Here is a 16271-nt window from a genome sequence, read left to right as displayed (position 1 = left end):
AGCAGGCATTGCGCCTGCTCGTGTTGAGATAACACTTAGCTGGCGACGGCCACTTGAGCGGCGCCGCGTTTAATAAAGGCGTAGCTCAGGCCAGTGATGAGCGAGCCTGCCACAATGGCGCCCAGGTAGAGCAGCGGCGGGGTGATTGCATTAGGAATCAGCAGGACGAAAATGCCCCCGTGCGGGGCCATTAATTGGGCACCCACCAGCATCGAAAGCGCGCCCGTAACGGCGCCCCCAGCGATACAAGCGGGAATCACGCGCAGCGGATCTTTTGCCGCGAACGGAATCGCGCCTTCACTAATAAAGCACAGCCCCAGTACGAACGAAGCCTTGCCGGCTTCACGTTCCGGCTCGGAGAACTTGTTGCGAGCCACGAAGCTTGCGATACCCATGCCAATGGCCGGCACCATGCCTGCCGCCATAATCGCGGCCATGGGGCCGTAGGTGCCTGAGGCCAAGAGGCCCACGCCAAAGGTGTAGGCCGCTTTGTTAACCGGGCCGCCCAAATCAAAGCACATCATGGAGCCCAGCAAAATACCCAGCAATACAGCATTGGTGGAGTCCATCGACGCGAGGAAGTTGGTTAACGCGTTAAGCAGCGCGGCAACCGGTTCGCCCACGATGTAAATCATGACCAGGCCTGTCACAAGGCTCGCGATCAGCGGAATAATCAAGATGGGCTTAAGTGACTCGATGCTCGAAGGCAGCTTCACATGGCGAGTGACAGCAAGGGCTACGTAACCGGCTAGAAAGCCCGCCAGGATACCGCCAATAAATCCGGAGCCGATGTTCGCCGCCAGCATGCCGCCAATCATACCCGGCGCAATACCTGGGCGGTCGGCAATTGAGTAAGCGATATAGCCTGCTAATACCGGAATCATCAACGCAAACGCGGTGCCGCCGCCAATCTGCATCAACGCAGCGGCCAGGGTGCCTTCCTGCTCGAACGCCTCAATGCCGAACATAAACGACAGGGCGATCAGCAGCCCGCCCGCCACCACCATGGGCAGCATAAACGACACGCCGGTGAGCAGGTGCTTATACACGCCTTTCTCTTTCAGGCTTTTGCCATCGTTTGAAGCCGTATTATCCGTGTCTGCACTTTCCACGCTGGCTTGGGCCAAGGCGTTTTCAATCGTTGCCTGAGATTTTTTAAGCGCCGTACCGGTCGAGGTGCGGTACACCCGCTTACCGGAAAAGCGCGTAGCATCAACTTCAATATCGCAGGCCAGAATAACAACGTCGGCGGCGGCGATTTCGTCTTCCGTTAGCTTGTCCTGGGCGCCTACTGAGCCTTGGGTTTCCACACGCATTGAGTGGCCCATGGCGTTGCCCGCCTCAGTCAGCGCTTCTGCGGCCATGAAGGTATGAGCAACACCGGTGGGGCAGGCGGTAACGGCCACAATGGTTTGGCCGCCGGCAGTGGCTGGCGCTTTTGTTTGAGAGGTAATGGCTGGGGCGCTATACAGAGGTGCTTCGCGTTTAGCGGTGGCTAAAAATGCGTCCGGATCAGGCAACGCTTGAGCAATCGGCGCCTGGTAAAGGCGTTTGCCCTCAAAACGCTCCGGTGCGGGCACATGCTCGGCAGCTACGACAATTAAATCGGCATGGGCAATTTGTTCGGCATTGGCGGCCTCGACCGGTGCCAGTTCTCCGTGCATTTCTACATGCACTTTCCAACCCAAGCGCTGAGCGGCTTGTTCAAGGCGTCGGGCGGCCAAAAAAGTCGTCGCCATGCCGCTGGGGCAGGCAGTAATAAGAATAATATTCATTGTGACGTTCCCTCGGTGCGGCTGGCGTGCAGGCGCTGGACCTGAGTATGTTGTAGGAGTACGGCAAAGTCGTCCGCGTGGGCATTGCCCACGCCAACATGGCGAACAGATTCGGCGGAAAGCGCCGTGGCAAAACGCAGTGTTTCCTCGTCACTTTGCTGGCTGAGCACGCCGTGGAGCATGCCAGCCACAAAGGTATCGCCTGCACCCACGGTATTGGCTGCCTGAACGCGGGGCGGCGTTGACTGCCAGGTGCTCTTGGCGTTCACCCAAATAACGCCGTCGGCCCCGGCAGAAAGTAGCGCTTGGCCGATACCTGCCTGATAAAGGCGGCGGGTGGCGCTTACTCGCTTGGCGTGATTATCCAGTACCTCACCGGCCCAGCTGGCAAGTTCCAATTCATTGGGTTTAACGGCTTCGGGGGCTGCTTCAATAGCGCACAGCAGGGCTTCGCCACTGGTATCCACCCATAACGGCACCCCGGTGGCTTTTAGTTCAGTCAGCAACGTGGCAAAGCTTGTCAGGCTTAAGCCAGGGGGTAGGCTACCTGCCACAAGAATGGCATCGGCCGGCTCGTTGTTTAGCTGCTGTTTAATGCTGTTCAGAAGCGCGGCGACTTGCGTGGCATCTACGCCGATACCGGGGCCGTTAATGTCGGTCACCCGGCCGCTTTTTTCCGCCAGCTTGGCATTAATACGGGTTTCCCCCGGCACGCGGACAAAGGCATCCGTAACGCCTAGCTGCGTAAACGCCCGTTGGAAGGGGCCATCGTTATCGCACCCGAGAAATCCGCTCACCACCACGTGATGGCCCAGCGAGGCCAGCACTCGTGCAACGTTAACGCCTTTGCCCGCGGCTTCCAGCTGCGCGTTCCTGGGGCGGTTAACGGTGCCCAGCGTTAACTCTTCAAGATCAAACGCTAAATCCAGCGCCGGGTTAAGCGTAACGGTAATAACCCGGGCCATTAGTGTGCCTCCAGCGCGTCGCGCACAGCGGCACTGGTCGCCTGGCTTAGGGCTAGTTGCGCACTGGCCTGGGCATCGGCCAAATCGAACTCGCGCAGGCGAGCTTTCACCAGCGGAATTTGCCGGGCGCTAACCGAAAGTTCATCAACGCCTAATCCAACCAATACAGGAATGGCCGCCGTATCCGAGGCCAGTTCACCGCAAATGCCGACCCATTTGCCTTGGGCATGAGCGGCGTCAACGGTCATCTGGATCAAACGCAGAACCGCTGGGTGCAGGCCATCTGCTTGGGCAGAGAGCTCTGGATGACCGCGGTCAATCGCCAGCGTGTACTGGGTTAGATCGTTGGTGCCAACCGAGAAGAAGTCCACCTCGGCGGCAAGCGTTGGTGCCAACAGTGCACTGGAGGGAATCTCAATCATCACGCCTAGCTGCACGTCGTTTGCTCGCTCATCCGCGGGAATTTCCGCAAGCAAACGGTCAAAAATGGCTTTGGCGGCGCGAAATTCAGCCACGTCCTTGACCATTGGCAGCATAATCCGCAGCGGCCTAGGCGCCTCTTCTGAACCCGCTACCGGGGCGGCTGCCATTAGTAGCGCGCGCAGTTGAGTTTCGAGTACATCGGGCTCGGTTAACGCCAGGCGAATGCCACGCAGGCCCAAAAACGGGTTGTCTTCCTGGGGGACTGGCCAGTAGGGCAGAGGCTTGTCGCCACCCACATCCAGGGTGCGCGCCACTAACGGGCGGCCGTTCAGGGCGTCGATGGCCTGCCGGTACTCGGCGGTCTGAGCGGCAAGGTCGGGGGCGCTTGAGTGGGCCATAAACAGGAACTCGGTGCGCAGCAGGCCAACGCCCTCGGCACCACGCTCAACCGCATCTTCTGCATGAGCGGTGTTGCCCAGGTTAGCAGCCACCTCCACGAAGTGGCCATCGCGGGTTTGGGCGCGTTCATAACGCCGTTCCCAGGCATCGGCTTCGCGGGCCTGTAAATCAAGCAAGTGCTGCTCGGCGCGGCGTAAGCGCTGCTCAGAAGGCGAAGGAATGACGCGGCCTCGTTCACCGTCCAGAATCATCATGCTGGCATTGGCTAAGGCCATTACCGCTTTGCCCGCGCCCACCACCGCGGGTATGCCCAGCGCACGAGCCAGAATAGCGCTGTGGGCAGTGGCGCCGCCACGTTCGGTCAAAAGTCCGCGCACGCGGGAGGTATCGAGGCGCGCTACGTCGGAAGGACCGATATCGTCCATCACCAGGATGTAGGGGTGGTTGGGTGGCTCGGGGAGTTGGGTGTCGCACAAAACACTCAGTACGCGGCGACCCACATCACGCAGGTCGGCGGCACGCTCAGCAAGCAGGCGGTCGGCGAGCATTTCTTGCGCGTGGGCGGCGGTTTCAATCGCTTCCCACCAGGCCGCCTCTGCTGAACGGCCTTCACGAATGGCATCTTCGGCGGCGCGGTGCAGCTCGGGGTCATCCAGCATCTCTTCATGCATGGAGAGAATATCGGCCACTTCGCCACCCGGCGCATTGCGCACCAGGGCTTCCAGTTGGGCAATGCCCTCCTGGATGGCATTGTGTAGCCGGGTCAGTTCTCGGTCGGGATTATCAGCCTGTTCCGGGTAATCAAAGTGCTGAGGGCGAATAACAAACACCGGCGCAATCGCAAGCCCAGGGGAGGCCGCAATCGCCGTATGCGGTGTATCGGCCGTCAAAGGTTTAACGGTTTCCTTGTGAGCAGGGTGGGGCGCCAGCTGCTCTCGGCCACTGTCAAAAGGCGCTACCTTTTCACCCAAGCCGCCTTCAATCGCATCCGTGACGTTGGCCAGTGCCTGTGGCGCTTCACTGCCTTCGCCAGAAAGCACCAGCCACTGGCCACGGCGTGCGCCCAAGCCGATGACTTTGGTCAGACTCGCTGCGGAAACGCTGGCGGGGCTGCCTTCTTCCAAGCGAACGTTAATCGCAACGGCCTGTGCTCGAGCTACCTGTACAAGCTGTTTAGCCGGACGAGCGTGCAGGCCGTGGGGGTTTAATACACGCACGCGTTGGGTATGCGTATTGGCCGTTTCACCTGCAAGCTGAGCCAGCACCTGGGCGGCATCTGCCTTTAGTAACGCGTGGCTTGGGGTGTTTTCGAGCACCTTCTGAAGTTGCTCCAACAGGGAGGTGTGCGCGCTTCCCTGTGCTGCCAGGCAAAACAGGCCGTGAACAGCATGGCCGCTCTCTTCCATGCGTGCTTCGACCGGTGTCGCCACGCTCAGGGCAGGCTGTTGGACGCCGCTGGCGCTGCTGGCAAGCCAAAAACCATCGCCCAGCCAAACCGGCGGTTTCGCCGCAATATCGGCAATAAAGTGGTTATCCACGCAGCCACTTTGGCGTAAGCGGGCGGCCGCTGCCAGGGCCAGTTCCTGAACACTCTGTGCGGGAAACTGTAGGCAAAGCGTGTCGCTATCCAGTTTGGGCGTTGGGGCAGATTTAGACAGCAGGCGAGCGACGTCCTCGGTGGAGCGGGCTGCGGCAAGCGCTTCAGCAACGCCGTCACGGTCCAGCACGTGTGTTAGGGCGCGCAAAATATCCAAATGTTCATCATTTTGTGCGGCAATCGTCACCAGTACATAGACGCGGTTGCCATCGTGCCATTCGATACCTTCTGGAAATTGCAGTACTCGAACGCCAGTCCGCTTAACATGCTGGCGGCTTTCGGGCGTGCCGTGGGGAATGGCGATAGCATTACCCAGATAGGTAGATGACTGCGCCTCACGGGCATGCAGGCCCTCGCGATAGGCAGGATCAACCAGCCCCGCGTCAGCCAATACCCGGGCGGCCTCATCCAGCGCCGCTTGCCAATTGTTGGCATGGCGGTCAAGCAAGATGTCATTAGGACCGAGTGTGAGCATGCAATTCTCCTGTAAGGACGAGTCCGGTAACGGCTCGACAGCGACGTAAAGGACACAAATGTCGAGTGGCGGTATTGATTGATGCCTACCGTCTATGATGATAATGCTGAAACGATTCAGCTAAAGGCGCAAGGGGTGTGTTTTTAGACTTTGGTGGGGGGCTCGTCAAGGCGCTGTTACACTTTGCAGGCTTATAAGGAGAAAAAACATGACATTAGCCGATATTGCGCGGCTTGCAGGTGTTTCACGCACCACGGCCAGTTATGTCATTAATGGGCAGGCTGAACAGCGTCGTATTAGTGTCGCCACGATTGAGAAGGTCATGACCGTTGTTCGTGAGCATCAATATCAGATTGATCCACAGGCGGCGGCGCTGCGCCGAGGTGCCAGCCGGCTGATTGGTTTAATCGTGCCTGACCTTGAAAACATCAGCTATGCACGCTTGGCGAAGCGCTTGGAGCGTGGTGCGCGCGAGCAAGGGTATCGGCTGCTGATTGTAAGCTCGGATGACTGTGCCGAAAGTGAGCGCGCCTTGGCGCTTGCCCTGCGTGCTCAGCGCTGTGAAGTACTGATTACTGCCAGCTGCCTGGCCGATATTGACCCGTTTTACAGGGAGTTGGTTAACGACGGCTGGGCCGTGGTGGGCATGGATCGAGGGCTGGATAGCCACTACTTTTCCAGTGTCGTTAGTGATGATCACGATGCCGCTGAGCGTTTAACGCTCTCGGTACTTAACCAAAAGACGCGGCGAGTTGCCTGGCTTGATGCCATGCCTGAGCTGTCTATCAGCCGTGAGCGCCGGGCCGGTTTTGAGGCCGCGTTAAAAGATCGTGATATCGAGGAAGTGTATTTGAGCGCTGAGCGCTACGAGCGTAGTGAGGCGATGGGACTTGCCCAACAGCTGCTTAGCGAGCCCAAGGGGCTGGATGCACTGGTTACCGCATCGTATACCTTGATGGAGGGCGTTTTAGATGCGTTTTTAGAACGTGGAGGGCTTTCCAGGCATATCCGGCTTGCCACTTTTGGTGATCACCGCCTGCTGGATTTTTTGCCTCAGCCGATTAATTCGGTGCACCAGGATTATGATCGGATAGCGGAATTGACGCTTGACAGTGCGCTGAAAGCTGCCCGAGGCCAGGGTGGCGTCGGGCAGCAGATCGTTAAGCGGCATCTTTTTCAGCGTGGGTAATGCCTGATGCTGGACGTTGCAACTAACTCTTGGAGCTAGACCCTGGCGCTGGCCCAAGCGTTAGCATCGGGTATCGACATATCGTAGCGCTCACTTAGATAGGGCGATGAAAGCAGGAAGTCCGCACTGGCCGCGTTGTTGGCGACAGGTACATTCCACAGCGTGGCAAGACGTAGCAGTGCTTTGACATCGGGGTCGTGCGGCTGTGGAGCAAACGGGTCCCAGAAGAACACCAATATATCGAGCTTTTGCTCGGCGATGCGTGCGCCTATCTGCTGGTCGCCGCCTAGCGGCCCGCTCATTAACCCTTCAACGGTCAAACCCAGCTGCTGATTTAACCGGCCTGCGGTGGTGCCCGTACCCATTAAGTGATGCTGGCGCAGCGTCTCTTGCCAGCGTTCCGCCCACTCCAGTAGTTCACTCTTTTTGCCATCGTGGGCGATAAGCGCAATACGCTTTTGAGCGGGCAAGGTACGTAGCGCCTGGCGAGGCGGTCGGGCATCATTCATTGTTTATTCTCCTGATTTTTCCTGCTCAATAGCGATAATCTTCATGGTGTTGGTGCCGCCATGAGCGTTCATATGGTCGCCGCGAGTCAGAATAATATGCCCGCCTGGGCGCGCCAGGCCATAGGCTTTAAGCAATTTCAGGGCCTGCTGGTTTACTTCGGTGGGCTCCATTTGGGTGGTGTCGAAGGGTAGCGATACCACGCCGCGGTAAAGTGCCATGCGGCGCTGGGCAACGGGACTATGCGCCAGGCCAACAATTGGCAGGCCAGAACGAATGCGTGAGGCAATCAGCGGTGTGTAACCGGTGGAGGTCATGCAGGCAATCGCGCTAACGCCAGTTAAATGGTTCGCGGCGTACATGGCCGAAAGGGCGATGGTTTCATCCATGCGCTCAAAGCCTTCATGCATGCGGTGGCCAGACGACTGCGCCAGCCGCTCGCGCTCGGCCCCTAAGCAAACGCGGTCCATGGCTTCAACGGTTTCTACCGGAAATTCACCGGCTGCCGTTTCTGCTGACAGCATAACGGCGTCGGTCGCATCCAGCACCGCATTGGCCACGTCGAAGACCTCGGCGCGTGTGGGCAGCGGGGATTCGATCATCGACTCCATCATTTGCGTGGCGGTAATCACTGCGCGGTTAAGCGAGCGCGCATGTTTGATGATGCGCTTTTGGGTGCCAATGAGTGCTTCATCACCAATTTCCACGCCTAGGTCGCCACGCGCCACCATAACGGCTTCAGAAGCAATAATGATGCCGTCCAGCGTTTCATCATCCGCTACTGCCTCGGCACGCTCCAGCTTGGCGACCAGGCCAATCTCTTTGCCTGCTTCGCCCAGCAGTGCGCGTGCTTCCTGCATATCTTCTGCTGAGCGCGGAAAGGAGACCGCCAGGTAATCCACGCCGATTTCCACTGCCGTTTTTAAATCGGCCTTGTCTTTGTCGGTTAAGGCGGGAGCAGAAAGGCCACCGCCCTGTTTGTTGATGCCCTTGTTGTTGGAGAGCTTGCCACCCACATGAACATTCGTGTGTATTTCCTGGCCCGCAATGGAGGCCACATCCAGGACAACGCGGCCGTCATCCAGCAGCAGCCGGTCGCCGGGGGCTACATCATCAATAAGTGAAGGGTAGTCACAACCAACGCGTTCACTGTTGCCAGCATTGGTATCCAGCGCCATGTCCAGAATAAACGCTTCGCCTACTGATAAATGAATAGGGCCTTCAGCAAAACGAGCGATGCGAATTTTAGGACCTTGTAAATCGCCTAGTGCGGCAACACATTTACCTAAGCGCTGGGCGATATCGCGAACATCCTGTAGGCGTCGGCGATGATCATCGGCAGAACCGTGGGAGAAGTTAAGGCGAACGACATCGACGCCTGCCTTGATCATCGCCTCAAGAATACCTGGCCGGTCGCTGGCAGGGCCTAATGTGGCAACAATTTTGGTACGACGAAGCGGCAAAGGTGAATTTGATAGGCTCATGAGCAGGCTCTCCTTGAATATTGAAAAAAATAGCAACAAAACCAGCACTGTCTGAATGCAAGTGACCGCTTAATTGTCCGCGTTAAGGTGTAGACGACCATAGTGATAATATAGTAATTTTACTACAAATAGGTTGTTTGATAGCCAGTAGAAGCCGCTTTAAGAGCGATTTTGTTCTTTTTAAAACGCTTTTGTGTGTCTTTTTGGTAATTTTTTTACTGGAATGAAGCCATCCACCACCGAGCATGAGGTGTCAGCATGACGATCAGAGTTGCTATTAACGGGTTTGGCCGGATCGGCCGTAACGTACTACGCGCCCTGTATGAAAACGATTACCGTGAAAAAATTCAGGTAGTGGCGATTAATGACCTTGGTGATCCGTCGCTAAATTCGCATTTACTGCGCCACGATACGGTGCATGGGCATTTCCCCTTCACTGTAGAACATGATGTGGAAAGTATCAGCGTTGACGGTGACCGTATTGCGATCTCTTCCGAGCGCGACCCTGCTAACCTCCCTTGGGCGTCCATGAATATCGATTTGGTCATGGAGTGCACGGGGCTATTTACCAAGCGTGAAGCCGCTGCCAAGCATTTGGAAGCGGGCGCTAAACGAGTACTGATTTCGGCACCCAGCCCGGATGCGGATGCAACAATTGTTTTCGGTGTTAATGATGACGTACTGACTGCTGAGCATAAGGTCGTCTCCAATGCCTCTTGCACGACTAACTGCCTGGCACCTGTCGCCAAAGCGCTGAACGACACCGTAGGTATCGAAAACGGCCTGATGACGACCGTTCACGCCTATACCAATGACCAGAATCTTTCGGATGTTTATCATACCGACCCGTACCGCGCACGCAGCGCCACTCACTCCATGATCCCGACCAAAACCGGAGCCGCAGCTGCGGTGGGTTTGGTGCTGCCTGAGCTGGAAGGTAAACTGGATGGGCTGGCCGTGCGCGTACCGGTGATTAACGTGTCGCTGGTGGATCTAACCTTTAACGCAGGGCGCGATACCAGTAAGGAAGAGATCAACCAGATTCTCGAAAAGGCCGCTGCCAATTCGAGCGTACTGGCTGTCAATGCTCAACCGCTGGTATCCATCGACTTTAACCATGATGCGCATTCATCAACGTTTGATGCCAATCACACCCGTGTGAATGGCCGTTTGGTGAAAGTAATGGCGTGGTACGACAACGAGTGGGGTTTCTCCAACCGCATGCTGGATACGGCTATCGCCATGCAGGCAACCGTTCAGTAGGCGTTTTATCGTTCAATTGGCTTTGTTATGTGTGCTATTAGAGGGGCCGTTTCCAACGGCCCTTCGATTTTTTTAACGTATTGAAAAAATTAAAGAGACTGCATCCACCTGCCAGCCCTGCCCTAAACGCCTTAAGTGGCGTTTTTTTACGCCTTTTTAACGGATAGCGACTCAAACGGCATCGATTTTTTACGCCTGCTCTTCTTATTCTCAATGGGTCAATCACAGGAGGCGTATTGATGAATATTGTACTGCTGATCATCGCGATAGTTACGGCGACGTATCTGTTCTACGCGTTAATTTGCCCCGAGCGTTTTTAGGAGATCGCCATGAATGACATGATCGCCATTTACGCGCTGGTGGCACTGCTGAGCGCGCCGCTGGGGCTCTATATTGGCCGTGCGCTGGGAAGTAAGCGAACTCGGGTGGATGCGCTGTTTGGCATTATTGAAAGACCCATCTACCACTTGGCGGGGATAAGCTGCCACCAGAGCATGACATGGCGTGTCTATGCGCTGGCAATTTTGAAGCTGCATGTGGGCTTGATCTTGCTGGCTTGGCTGGTATTTATGTTTCAAGGTGTGCTGCCGCTGAACCCGGATGGTGTCACCGGCATGTCTTGGGATACTGCGCTCCATACGGCCGTATCGTTTGCTACCAACACAAACCAGCAGCACTACTCGGGCCAAGCGCAGCTTTCGCATTTAAGCCAAACGCTGGCAATTGTCACGCTGCAATTTCTGACTCCCGCTACGGGGCTTGCGGTGCTGGTGGCAATTGCGCGCACATTGCTGGCCACCAGGTCCGCTAATGTAGTGAAAGGAGTGGGCAACTACTATCAAGACCTGACCCGCAGCGTGATACGCGTGCTACTGCCCTTGGCGGTCATAGTGGCGCTGTTACTCACGTGGCAGGGTGTACCGGCGAGCTATCAGGCGGCCCATCAGATAGAAATGCTGGATACCCAAGTCGAGGAGGTGCAGTCCATCCCCCTCGGGCCGGTGGCCTCCATGGTAGCCATCAAGCAGCTGGGCACTAATGGCGGCGGCTGGTATGGGCCCAACTCCAGCGTGCCGCTTGAGAACCCCACGTCGTTGGCCAACGTCATTGAAACCGCTTCACTTACGCTGATTCCGGTAGCCCTGCTATTTGCCATTGCTCTTATCAGCGGCCGGAGGCGGCTCATGCTGGGTGTAGGAGCGGTGATGGTGGCATTCTCGCTTGTTTCCACCTCGGTGGTGGTCTACTCCGAGCGGATGCCCAACGTTGCGCTTACCGAACTTTCCCTGCCGGGGGCCAACCTGGAGGGCAAGGAGCTGCGATTCGGTACGGACCTTTCCGCGCTGTGGGGCAGCTGGACCACCCAAACCTCCAACGGCTCGGTCAATGCCATGCACGACAGCTTCAACCCCATGGGCGGCATGATGCTGCTGATGGACATGTTCGTGAACGTTACCTTTGGTGGCGTGGGGGTAGGGCTGATCGGATTCTTTCTCTATCTGATGTTAGCCGCCTTTGTCGGTTCGCTGATGGTCGGCCGAGCGCCGGAGCTTTTTGGCAAGCCGCTTGAGACCCGCGAGATGCGCTGGATTTCCTTGGCGATTCTGGCCCAACCGCTGATCATCCTGGGGCTTTCGGCGCTCACCGTGGCGATGCCGCAAACCGCACAGAACTCAAACCCCGGTTTCCATGGTTTGTCCCAAGTGCTTTATGAATTTACCTCGGCATTTGCCAACAATGGTTCCGGTTTCGAGGGGCTGAGTGACGGCACGCCGTGGTGGAACCTTGCTTGCGTCGTCGCCCTGCTAATCGGTCGTTTTCTGCCCATGCTGGTGCCACTGGCCGTTGCCGGGTGGCTGGCGGGCAAGCGCACGGCACCTGCTGGCCGGGGTACGTTGCCCATGGACAGCCTAGCGTTCATGGGCCTGACCGCCGGGGTGATCGTGATTGTCAATCTGCTGGGGTTTTTACCGGCGCTGGTGCTTGGCCCCATTGCCGAAGCCGTCGTGCAGGGCTTCTAGGAGAAATGAGATGTTAGATACACAGTTAGCCAACAAACCGCACCGTTCACCGCCCGTGGGCCAGATCGTCACTGGCGCGATCAAAGGGCTTGCGCCGCAGCTTCTGGCGCGAAATCCCGTCATGGCGGTAGTTGCCATTGGCGCCGTGGTGTGCTTTTCGCTGACTCCCGTGGCCTTTACCCAGAGTGAAAACGGTGGCTTTGCATTGGCCATTGCGCTGCTGCTGATGGCCACGGTGTTGTTCGCTACCGGCGCGGAGTCGCTGGCAGAGTCACGGGGCAAGGCGCACGCCGGGGCGCTTCGCAAGACCAAAGGAGAGCTCACGGCGCAGAAGCTGAATGCCGATGGCTCTACTCAAAGCGTAGCCGCCGATTCCCTGCGCCGCGGCGATAGGGTCAAGGTGGTGGCAGGTGAGTTGGTTCCGGCCGATGGAGATATCGTGAAGGGCGCGGCATCCATCAACGAATCGGCGGTGACCGGCGAGTCTGCTCCGGTGCTGCGTGAAGCCGGTACCGATAACAGCGGCGTCAGCGCAGGTACCAAGGTACTGTCGGATCAGCTAATCATAGAAGTGAGCGCCAATCCCGGTGAGTCGCTGCTGGATCGCATGATTGCCTTAGTGGAAGGCGCCAACCGCCAGAAGACGCCCTCTGAGCTGGCGCTTTCCGTCCTGCTGGCAATGCTCACTCTGGTGTTTCTGATTGTCGTGGTCACCCTGGTGCCCATGGCCGCCTTTGTCGGTGTGGAAACTTCCACTGTGATGCTAGTGGCGCTGTTGGTATGTCTGGTTCCCACCACCATTGGTGGCCTGCTGCCAGCTATCGGCATTGCTGGCATGGAGCGTGCTCTGCGGGCCAATCTAGTGGCTAAGTCGGGCAAGGCCGTCGAGATCGCTGGCAGTATCGACACGCTGCTGCTGGACAAGACCGGTACCATTACCCTTGGTGACCGCCGCGCCACGGAGTTTGCACCCTGCCAGCAGGTGGCGCGCCAGCGCCTGCGCGACGTGGCGTTTCTGACCTCTCTACAAGACCCTACTCCGGAAGGCCGCTCGATTGTCGTGCTTGCCACAGAGCAAGGCGTGGATAGTCAGCTCAGTGAAGAGGCTGATGGCGGCACATTTGAAGCCTTCAGCGCGCAAACCCGGCTATCCGGCGTTGACCTGACGAGTGGACGCAAGTTGCGCAAAGGGGCGCCCAATGCCATCGCCGCCTGGGTTACGGAGCAGGGCGGCGAGATACCCGGCGACTATGAGCAGGTGATTGCGCGTATTTCCAGAGACGGCGCCACGCCCATCGCCGTGGCCGAAGGCAAGCAACTTCTGGGCGTGGTGGCGCTTTCTGATGTGATCAAGAGCGGCATCGCGGAGAAGTTTGCCGAACTGCGCGCCATGGGTATCAAGACGGTCATGATCACTGGCGACAACCCGATCACCGCCTCGGCAATTGCCGCCACGGCAGGCGTGGACGACTACATTGCCGAGGCGACCCCGGAGCGCAAACTGGCGCTTATTCGTGAAGAGCAGGCCAGCGGCCGTCTGGTGGCCATGGTGGGAGACGGTACCAACGATGCCCCCGCGCTTGCCCAGGCCGATCTTGGCCTGGCGATGAACTCGGGAACTCAGGCTGCCCGCGAAGCCGCCAACATGGTGGACTTGGATTCTGATCCCGGCAAGCTGATCAGCGCTGTGGAAATCGGCAAGCAGCTGCTGGTGACCCGAGGAGCGCTGACCACATTTTCGCTGGCCAACGATGTAGCCAAGTACTTCGTCATTCTCCCTGCACTGTTTACTGCCAGCATTCCCGCCCTTGGCGTGCTGGATGTGATGAGCCTGCACTCACCTACCTCCGCCGTGCTGGCCGCGGTGCTGTTCAATGCGCTGGTCATTCCTGCGCTGATTCCCTTTGCCTTGCGGGGGGTATCGGTCAAAGCCGCCTCTGCCACTGAGCTGTTGCGTCGCAATCTGCTTATCTATGGGGTCGGCGGGCTACTGCTGCCGTTTCCCGCGATCAAGTTGCTGGACATGCTGATTGCCTTGTTCCTTTAGGAGAAACCCTGATGAAAAACGTCGAACAAAAAGCGTTACAAGTGGCAGAGGATGAGGTGCTTCAGGCCCCTACCTCATGGAGCTGCACGCTACGCTTCATGGTCGTGATGGCGGTGCTCTTGGGGCTTGTCTACCCCCTGATAACCACGGCCGTCGGCGGCTGGCTGTTTCCCGAACAGGCTGGCGGCAGCATGATACGTGACAGCTCGGGCAGGGTAATCGGCTCCAATCTGGTCGCCCAGATCTTTGTTAGTGATGGCTACTTTATTGGCCGCCCATCCGCAGCGGGTAACGATGCCGGCAGCGTTTCCGGCTCCAATCTGGCGCCTAGCAACGGGGCACTGCGCGAGCGAGCCGAGACAGATGCTCAGGCCATTGCTCAAAGGGAAGGTGTCAGCGTCGATCAGATACCGATTGATCTGATTACCGCATCCGGTTCGGGAATTGACCCGCATATATCGCCGGAGGCTGCCAGACTGCAGGTGACAAGGGTAGCGCAGGCGCGCCAAATCGACGAAGCTAGCGTGACCGCACTGCTTGATCCAGCTCTTGATAATGTCGGCTGGCTAGGCTCGCCGGTTATCAACGTGCTGCGTCTGAACGCAAGCCTTGATGAGCGCTACCCGGTTACACCTGGTGCTGACTCGGCAGCGGGAACGGGCGATATCCCTTTAAATACCGTGGAGTGAGACAATGTATTCAGCGGATCAGCGGCCCGATCCCGATGCATTACTGAAAGCCGCGCGCCGGGAGGCGCGCGGTTGTTTGCGTGTATTTTTGGGAGCCGCTCCTGGCGTGGGGAAAACCTACACCATGCTGCGCACCGCGCGCGAGCGCATGGAGGAAGGCGAGGACATCGTTATCGGCGTGGTGGAGTCGCATGGGCGTGCTGACACCGAGGCTCTGTGCGAGGGCTTGGCGCGCATTCCGCTGGCTCTCCTGCAGTATCATGGCCGAACATTTCACGAGTTTGATCTTGATGCTGCCCTAGCGCGGCGCCCTTGTATTCTACTGGTGGATGAGCTTGCCCATCGCAATATCCCCGGCAGCCGCCACGCCAGACGCTATCAGGATATTGAAGAGCTTCTGGAAGTGGGCATAGACGTGTGGACCACGGTCAACGTCCAGCATCTGGAGAGTCTCAATGATGACGTCGCCCGGATTACCGGCATTCGCATGCGCGAAACCGTACCCGATACGCTACTGGAACGCGCCCGCGATGTATCGCTGGTTGATCTCCCCCCCGAAGAGTTACTTGAGCGCCTGAGGCGTGGCAAGGTGTACATCCCCGAGCAGGCCCGGGCCGCCATGGAGGGATACTTTAACGAGTCGAACCTTAACGCACTGCGCGAGCTGGCTATTCAGACCATGGCCGAGCGGGTCGATGCCGATGTAAAGGTGGCCATGGACGCGGGGGGGCGTGTGGGGCCTTGGCCGGTCAGACCGCATCTAATCGTGGTCATCAGAGGCGGCGATGAGGATATATCGCTGGTGCGCGCGGCCCACCGGATGGCCGAACGGCGCCTAGCGGTATGGCGCGCGGTGTATGTAGATAAGGGAGCTGACAGCGCCGAGCAACAACTGGCCGTCGAGCAGACCTTCAGCTTGGTGACCCGGTTGGGCGGTGATTCGCTACGCCTGCAGGGGCAAAGCCAGGTGGGTGAAGTGGTCAATTACGCTCGCACCGTCAATGCCACGACTATCGTGGTGGGGCGCGAGACCAAGCGCCGCAGGTGGCCATGGTCGCGATCGTTGGCTCAGCGGCTGATGGCCCGTGCTGACGCATTCGATATCGTCGTGGTGGCTCAAGGTAGACGCAAGCGTCACCGGATGCCGCGCCGCATCGGTTTTCACCTCCACCCTTCGCAGCTGGTCGCTGCCAGTCTGGGCGTTGTGGTGTCGCTTGGCGTGGCACTTTTGTTGGAACCCTGGCTTGAACTTGCCAATCTGTCGCTGGTTTTTCTGGCCGCCGTTCTGTTCAGTGCCGTATGGGCAGGCACAACCATGGCTATGTTCAGCGCCGTGGCCGGTTTTCTGGTGTTCAATTTCTTCTTTACCCAGCCGCGCCTAAGGAAGGTCTGAATAACTGCCGATATTCATCACCGCTCACTTGAGCCGAGAAAAAA

At 58.0% G+C, this 16271-nt stretch carries 12 protein-coding genes; 7 read left to right on the top strand and 5 right to left on the bottom strand.

Annotation, left to right across the window (positions count from 1 at the left end):
• Window positions 1-35: 35 nt before the first annotated feature.
• The 3 genes from CZ787_RS17240 to ptsP are packed head-to-tail and all read right to left on the bottom strand — an operon-like array spanning window position 36 to window position 5634.
• Window positions 36-1775, bottom strand: coding sequence for a PTS fructose-like transporter subunit IIB (locus CZ787_RS17240; RefSeq protein WP_087111540.1), 1740 nt, complete (start codon window positions 1773-1775; stop codon window positions 36-38).
• Window positions 1772-2740: a 1-phosphofructokinase gene (gene pfkB / locus CZ787_RS17235; RefSeq protein ID WP_087111538.1), complete on the bottom strand. Its 969-nt coding sequence runs from the start codon at window positions 2738-2740 to the stop codon at window positions 1772-1774. Before pfkB ends, CZ787_RS17240 begins: the two co-directional genes overlap by 4 nt.
• Window positions 2740-5634, bottom strand: a complete 2895-nt coding sequence (ptsP, locus tag CZ787_RS17230) for a phosphoenolpyruvate--protein phosphotransferase (protein ID WP_087111536.1) — start codon at window positions 5632-5634, stop codon at window positions 2740-2742. Before ptsP ends, pfkB begins: the two co-directional genes overlap by 1 nt.
• 208 nt (window positions 5635-5842) lie before the next feature.
• Between ptsP and cra the strand changes: the two genes are divergently transcribed.
• Window positions 5843-6823 carry a catabolite repressor/activator gene (gene cra / locus CZ787_RS17225; RefSeq protein ID WP_087111533.1) on the top strand — a complete coding sequence of 327 codons (981 nt, stop codon included), beginning with the start codon at window positions 5843-5845 and terminating at the stop codon, window positions 6821-6823.
• Window positions 6824-6858: 35 nt separating this feature from the next.
• On the opposite strand, the gene CZ787_RS17220 is transcribed toward cra, so the two are convergent.
• Together CZ787_RS17220 and pyk are read right to left on the bottom strand one after the other, a co-directional pair.
• On the bottom strand, window positions 6859-7332 hold the full coding sequence (locus CZ787_RS17220) for a methylglyoxal synthase (RefSeq protein ID WP_087111530.1): 474 nt from the start codon (window positions 7330-7332) through the stop codon (window positions 6859-6861).
• A 3-nt stretch (window positions 7333-7335) separates the two neighbouring features.
• Entirely contained in the window at window positions 7336-8814 is a 1479-nt protein-coding gene (pyk, locus tag CZ787_RS17215) for a pyruvate kinase (RefSeq protein ID WP_087111528.1), read from the bottom strand.
• 258 nt (window positions 8815-9072) lie between these two features.
• On the opposite strand from pyk, the gene gap reads away from it, so the two are divergent.
• From gap to CZ787_RS17185, 6 genes are all read left to right on the top strand, one after another.
• Window positions 9073-10077, top strand: coding sequence for a type I glyceraldehyde-3-phosphate dehydrogenase (gap, locus tag CZ787_RS17210; protein WP_087111526.1), 1005 nt, complete (start codon window positions 9073-9075; stop codon window positions 10075-10077).
• Between the two features lie 239 nt (window positions 10078-10316).
• Window positions 10317-10397, top strand: coding sequence for a K(+)-transporting ATPase subunit F (gene kdpF, locus CZ787_RS19290; protein ID WP_087111524.1), 81 nt, complete (start codon window positions 10317-10319; stop codon window positions 10395-10397).
• Between the two features lie 9 nt (window positions 10398-10406).
• Window positions 10407-12098, top strand: a complete 1692-nt coding sequence (kdpA, locus tag CZ787_RS17200; RefSeq protein WP_087111523.1) for a potassium-transporting ATPase subunit KdpA — start codon at window positions 10407-10409, stop codon at window positions 12096-12098.
• Between the two features lie 10 nt (window positions 12099-12108).
• Complete coding sequence (kdpB, locus tag CZ787_RS17195; protein WP_087111521.1) at window positions 12109-14145, top strand: potassium-transporting ATPase subunit KdpB; 2037 nt, start codon at window positions 12109-12111, stop codon at window positions 14143-14145.
• Between the two features lie 11 nt (window positions 14146-14156).
• Window positions 14157-14834 (top strand): potassium-transporting ATPase subunit KdpC, encoded by a 678-nt coding sequence (gene kdpC / locus CZ787_RS17190; protein WP_087111519.1) that lies wholly within the window; start codon window positions 14157-14159, stop codon window positions 14832-14834.
• A 4-nt stretch (window positions 14835-14838) separates the two neighbouring features.
• Window positions 14839-16227 (top strand): DUF4118 domain-containing protein, encoded by a 1389-nt coding sequence (locus CZ787_RS17185; RefSeq protein WP_254908648.1) that lies wholly within the window; start codon window positions 14839-14841, stop codon window positions 16225-16227.
• The last annotated feature ends 44 nt before the right edge of the window (window positions 16228-16271 follow it).

It is taken from the genome of Halomonas citrativorans, from assembly GCF_900163645.1.
Taxonomy (GTDB): Bacteria; Pseudomonadota; Gammaproteobacteria; order Pseudomonadales; family Halomonadaceae; genus Vreelandella; species Vreelandella citrativorans.
The sequence above is the reverse complement of the archived record's forward strand: the minus strand, read 5'-3'. Positions and strand labels throughout refer to the sequence as shown.

What these genes read in the sequence shown, in the direction of transcription:
- kdpA (WP_087111523.1), top strand. Translation starts at nt 10,407, where the DNA reads ATGAATGACATGATCGCCATTTACGCGCTGGTGGCACTGCTGAGCGCG.
- gap (WP_087111526.1), top strand. Translation starts at nt 9,073, where the DNA reads ATGACGATCAGAGTTGCTATTAACGGGTTTGGCCGGATCGGCCGTAAC.
- CZ787_RS17185 (WP_254908648.1), top strand. Translation starts at nt 14,839, where the DNA reads ATGTATTCAGCGGATCAGCGGCCCGATCCCGATGCATTACTGAAAGCC.
- cra (WP_087111533.1), top strand. Translation starts at nt 5,843, where the DNA reads ATGACATTAGCCGATATTGCGCGGCTTGCAGGTGTTTCACGCACCACG.
- ptsP (WP_087111536.1), bottom strand. Translation starts at nt 5,634, where the DNA reads ATGCTCACACTCGGTCCTAATGACATCTTGCTTGACCGCCATGCCAAC.
- CZ787_RS17240 (WP_087111540.1), bottom strand. Translation starts at nt 1,775, where the DNA reads ATGAATATTATTCTTATTACTGCCTGCCCCAGCGGCATGGCGACGACT.
- kdpC (WP_087111519.1), top strand. Translation starts at nt 14,157, where the DNA reads ATGAAAAACGTCGAACAAAAAGCGTTACAAGTGGCAGAGGATGAGGTG.
- kdpF (WP_087111524.1), top strand. Translation starts at nt 10,317, where the DNA reads ATGAATATTGTACTGCTGATCATCGCGATAGTTACGGCGACGTATCTG.
- pyk (WP_087111528.1), bottom strand. Translation starts at nt 8,814, where the DNA reads ATGAGCCTATCAAATTCACCTTTGCCGCTTCGTCGTACCAAAATTGTT.
- kdpB (WP_087111521.1), top strand. Translation starts at nt 12,109, where the DNA reads ATGTTAGATACACAGTTAGCCAACAAACCGCACCGTTCACCGCCCGTG.
- CZ787_RS17220 (WP_087111530.1), bottom strand. Translation starts at nt 7,332, where the DNA reads ATGAATGATGCCCGACCGCCTCGCCAGGCGCTACGTACCTTGCCCGCT.
- pfkB (WP_087111538.1), bottom strand. Translation starts at nt 2,740, where the DNA reads ATGGCCCGGGTTATTACCGTTACGCTTAACCCGGCGCTGGATTTAGCG.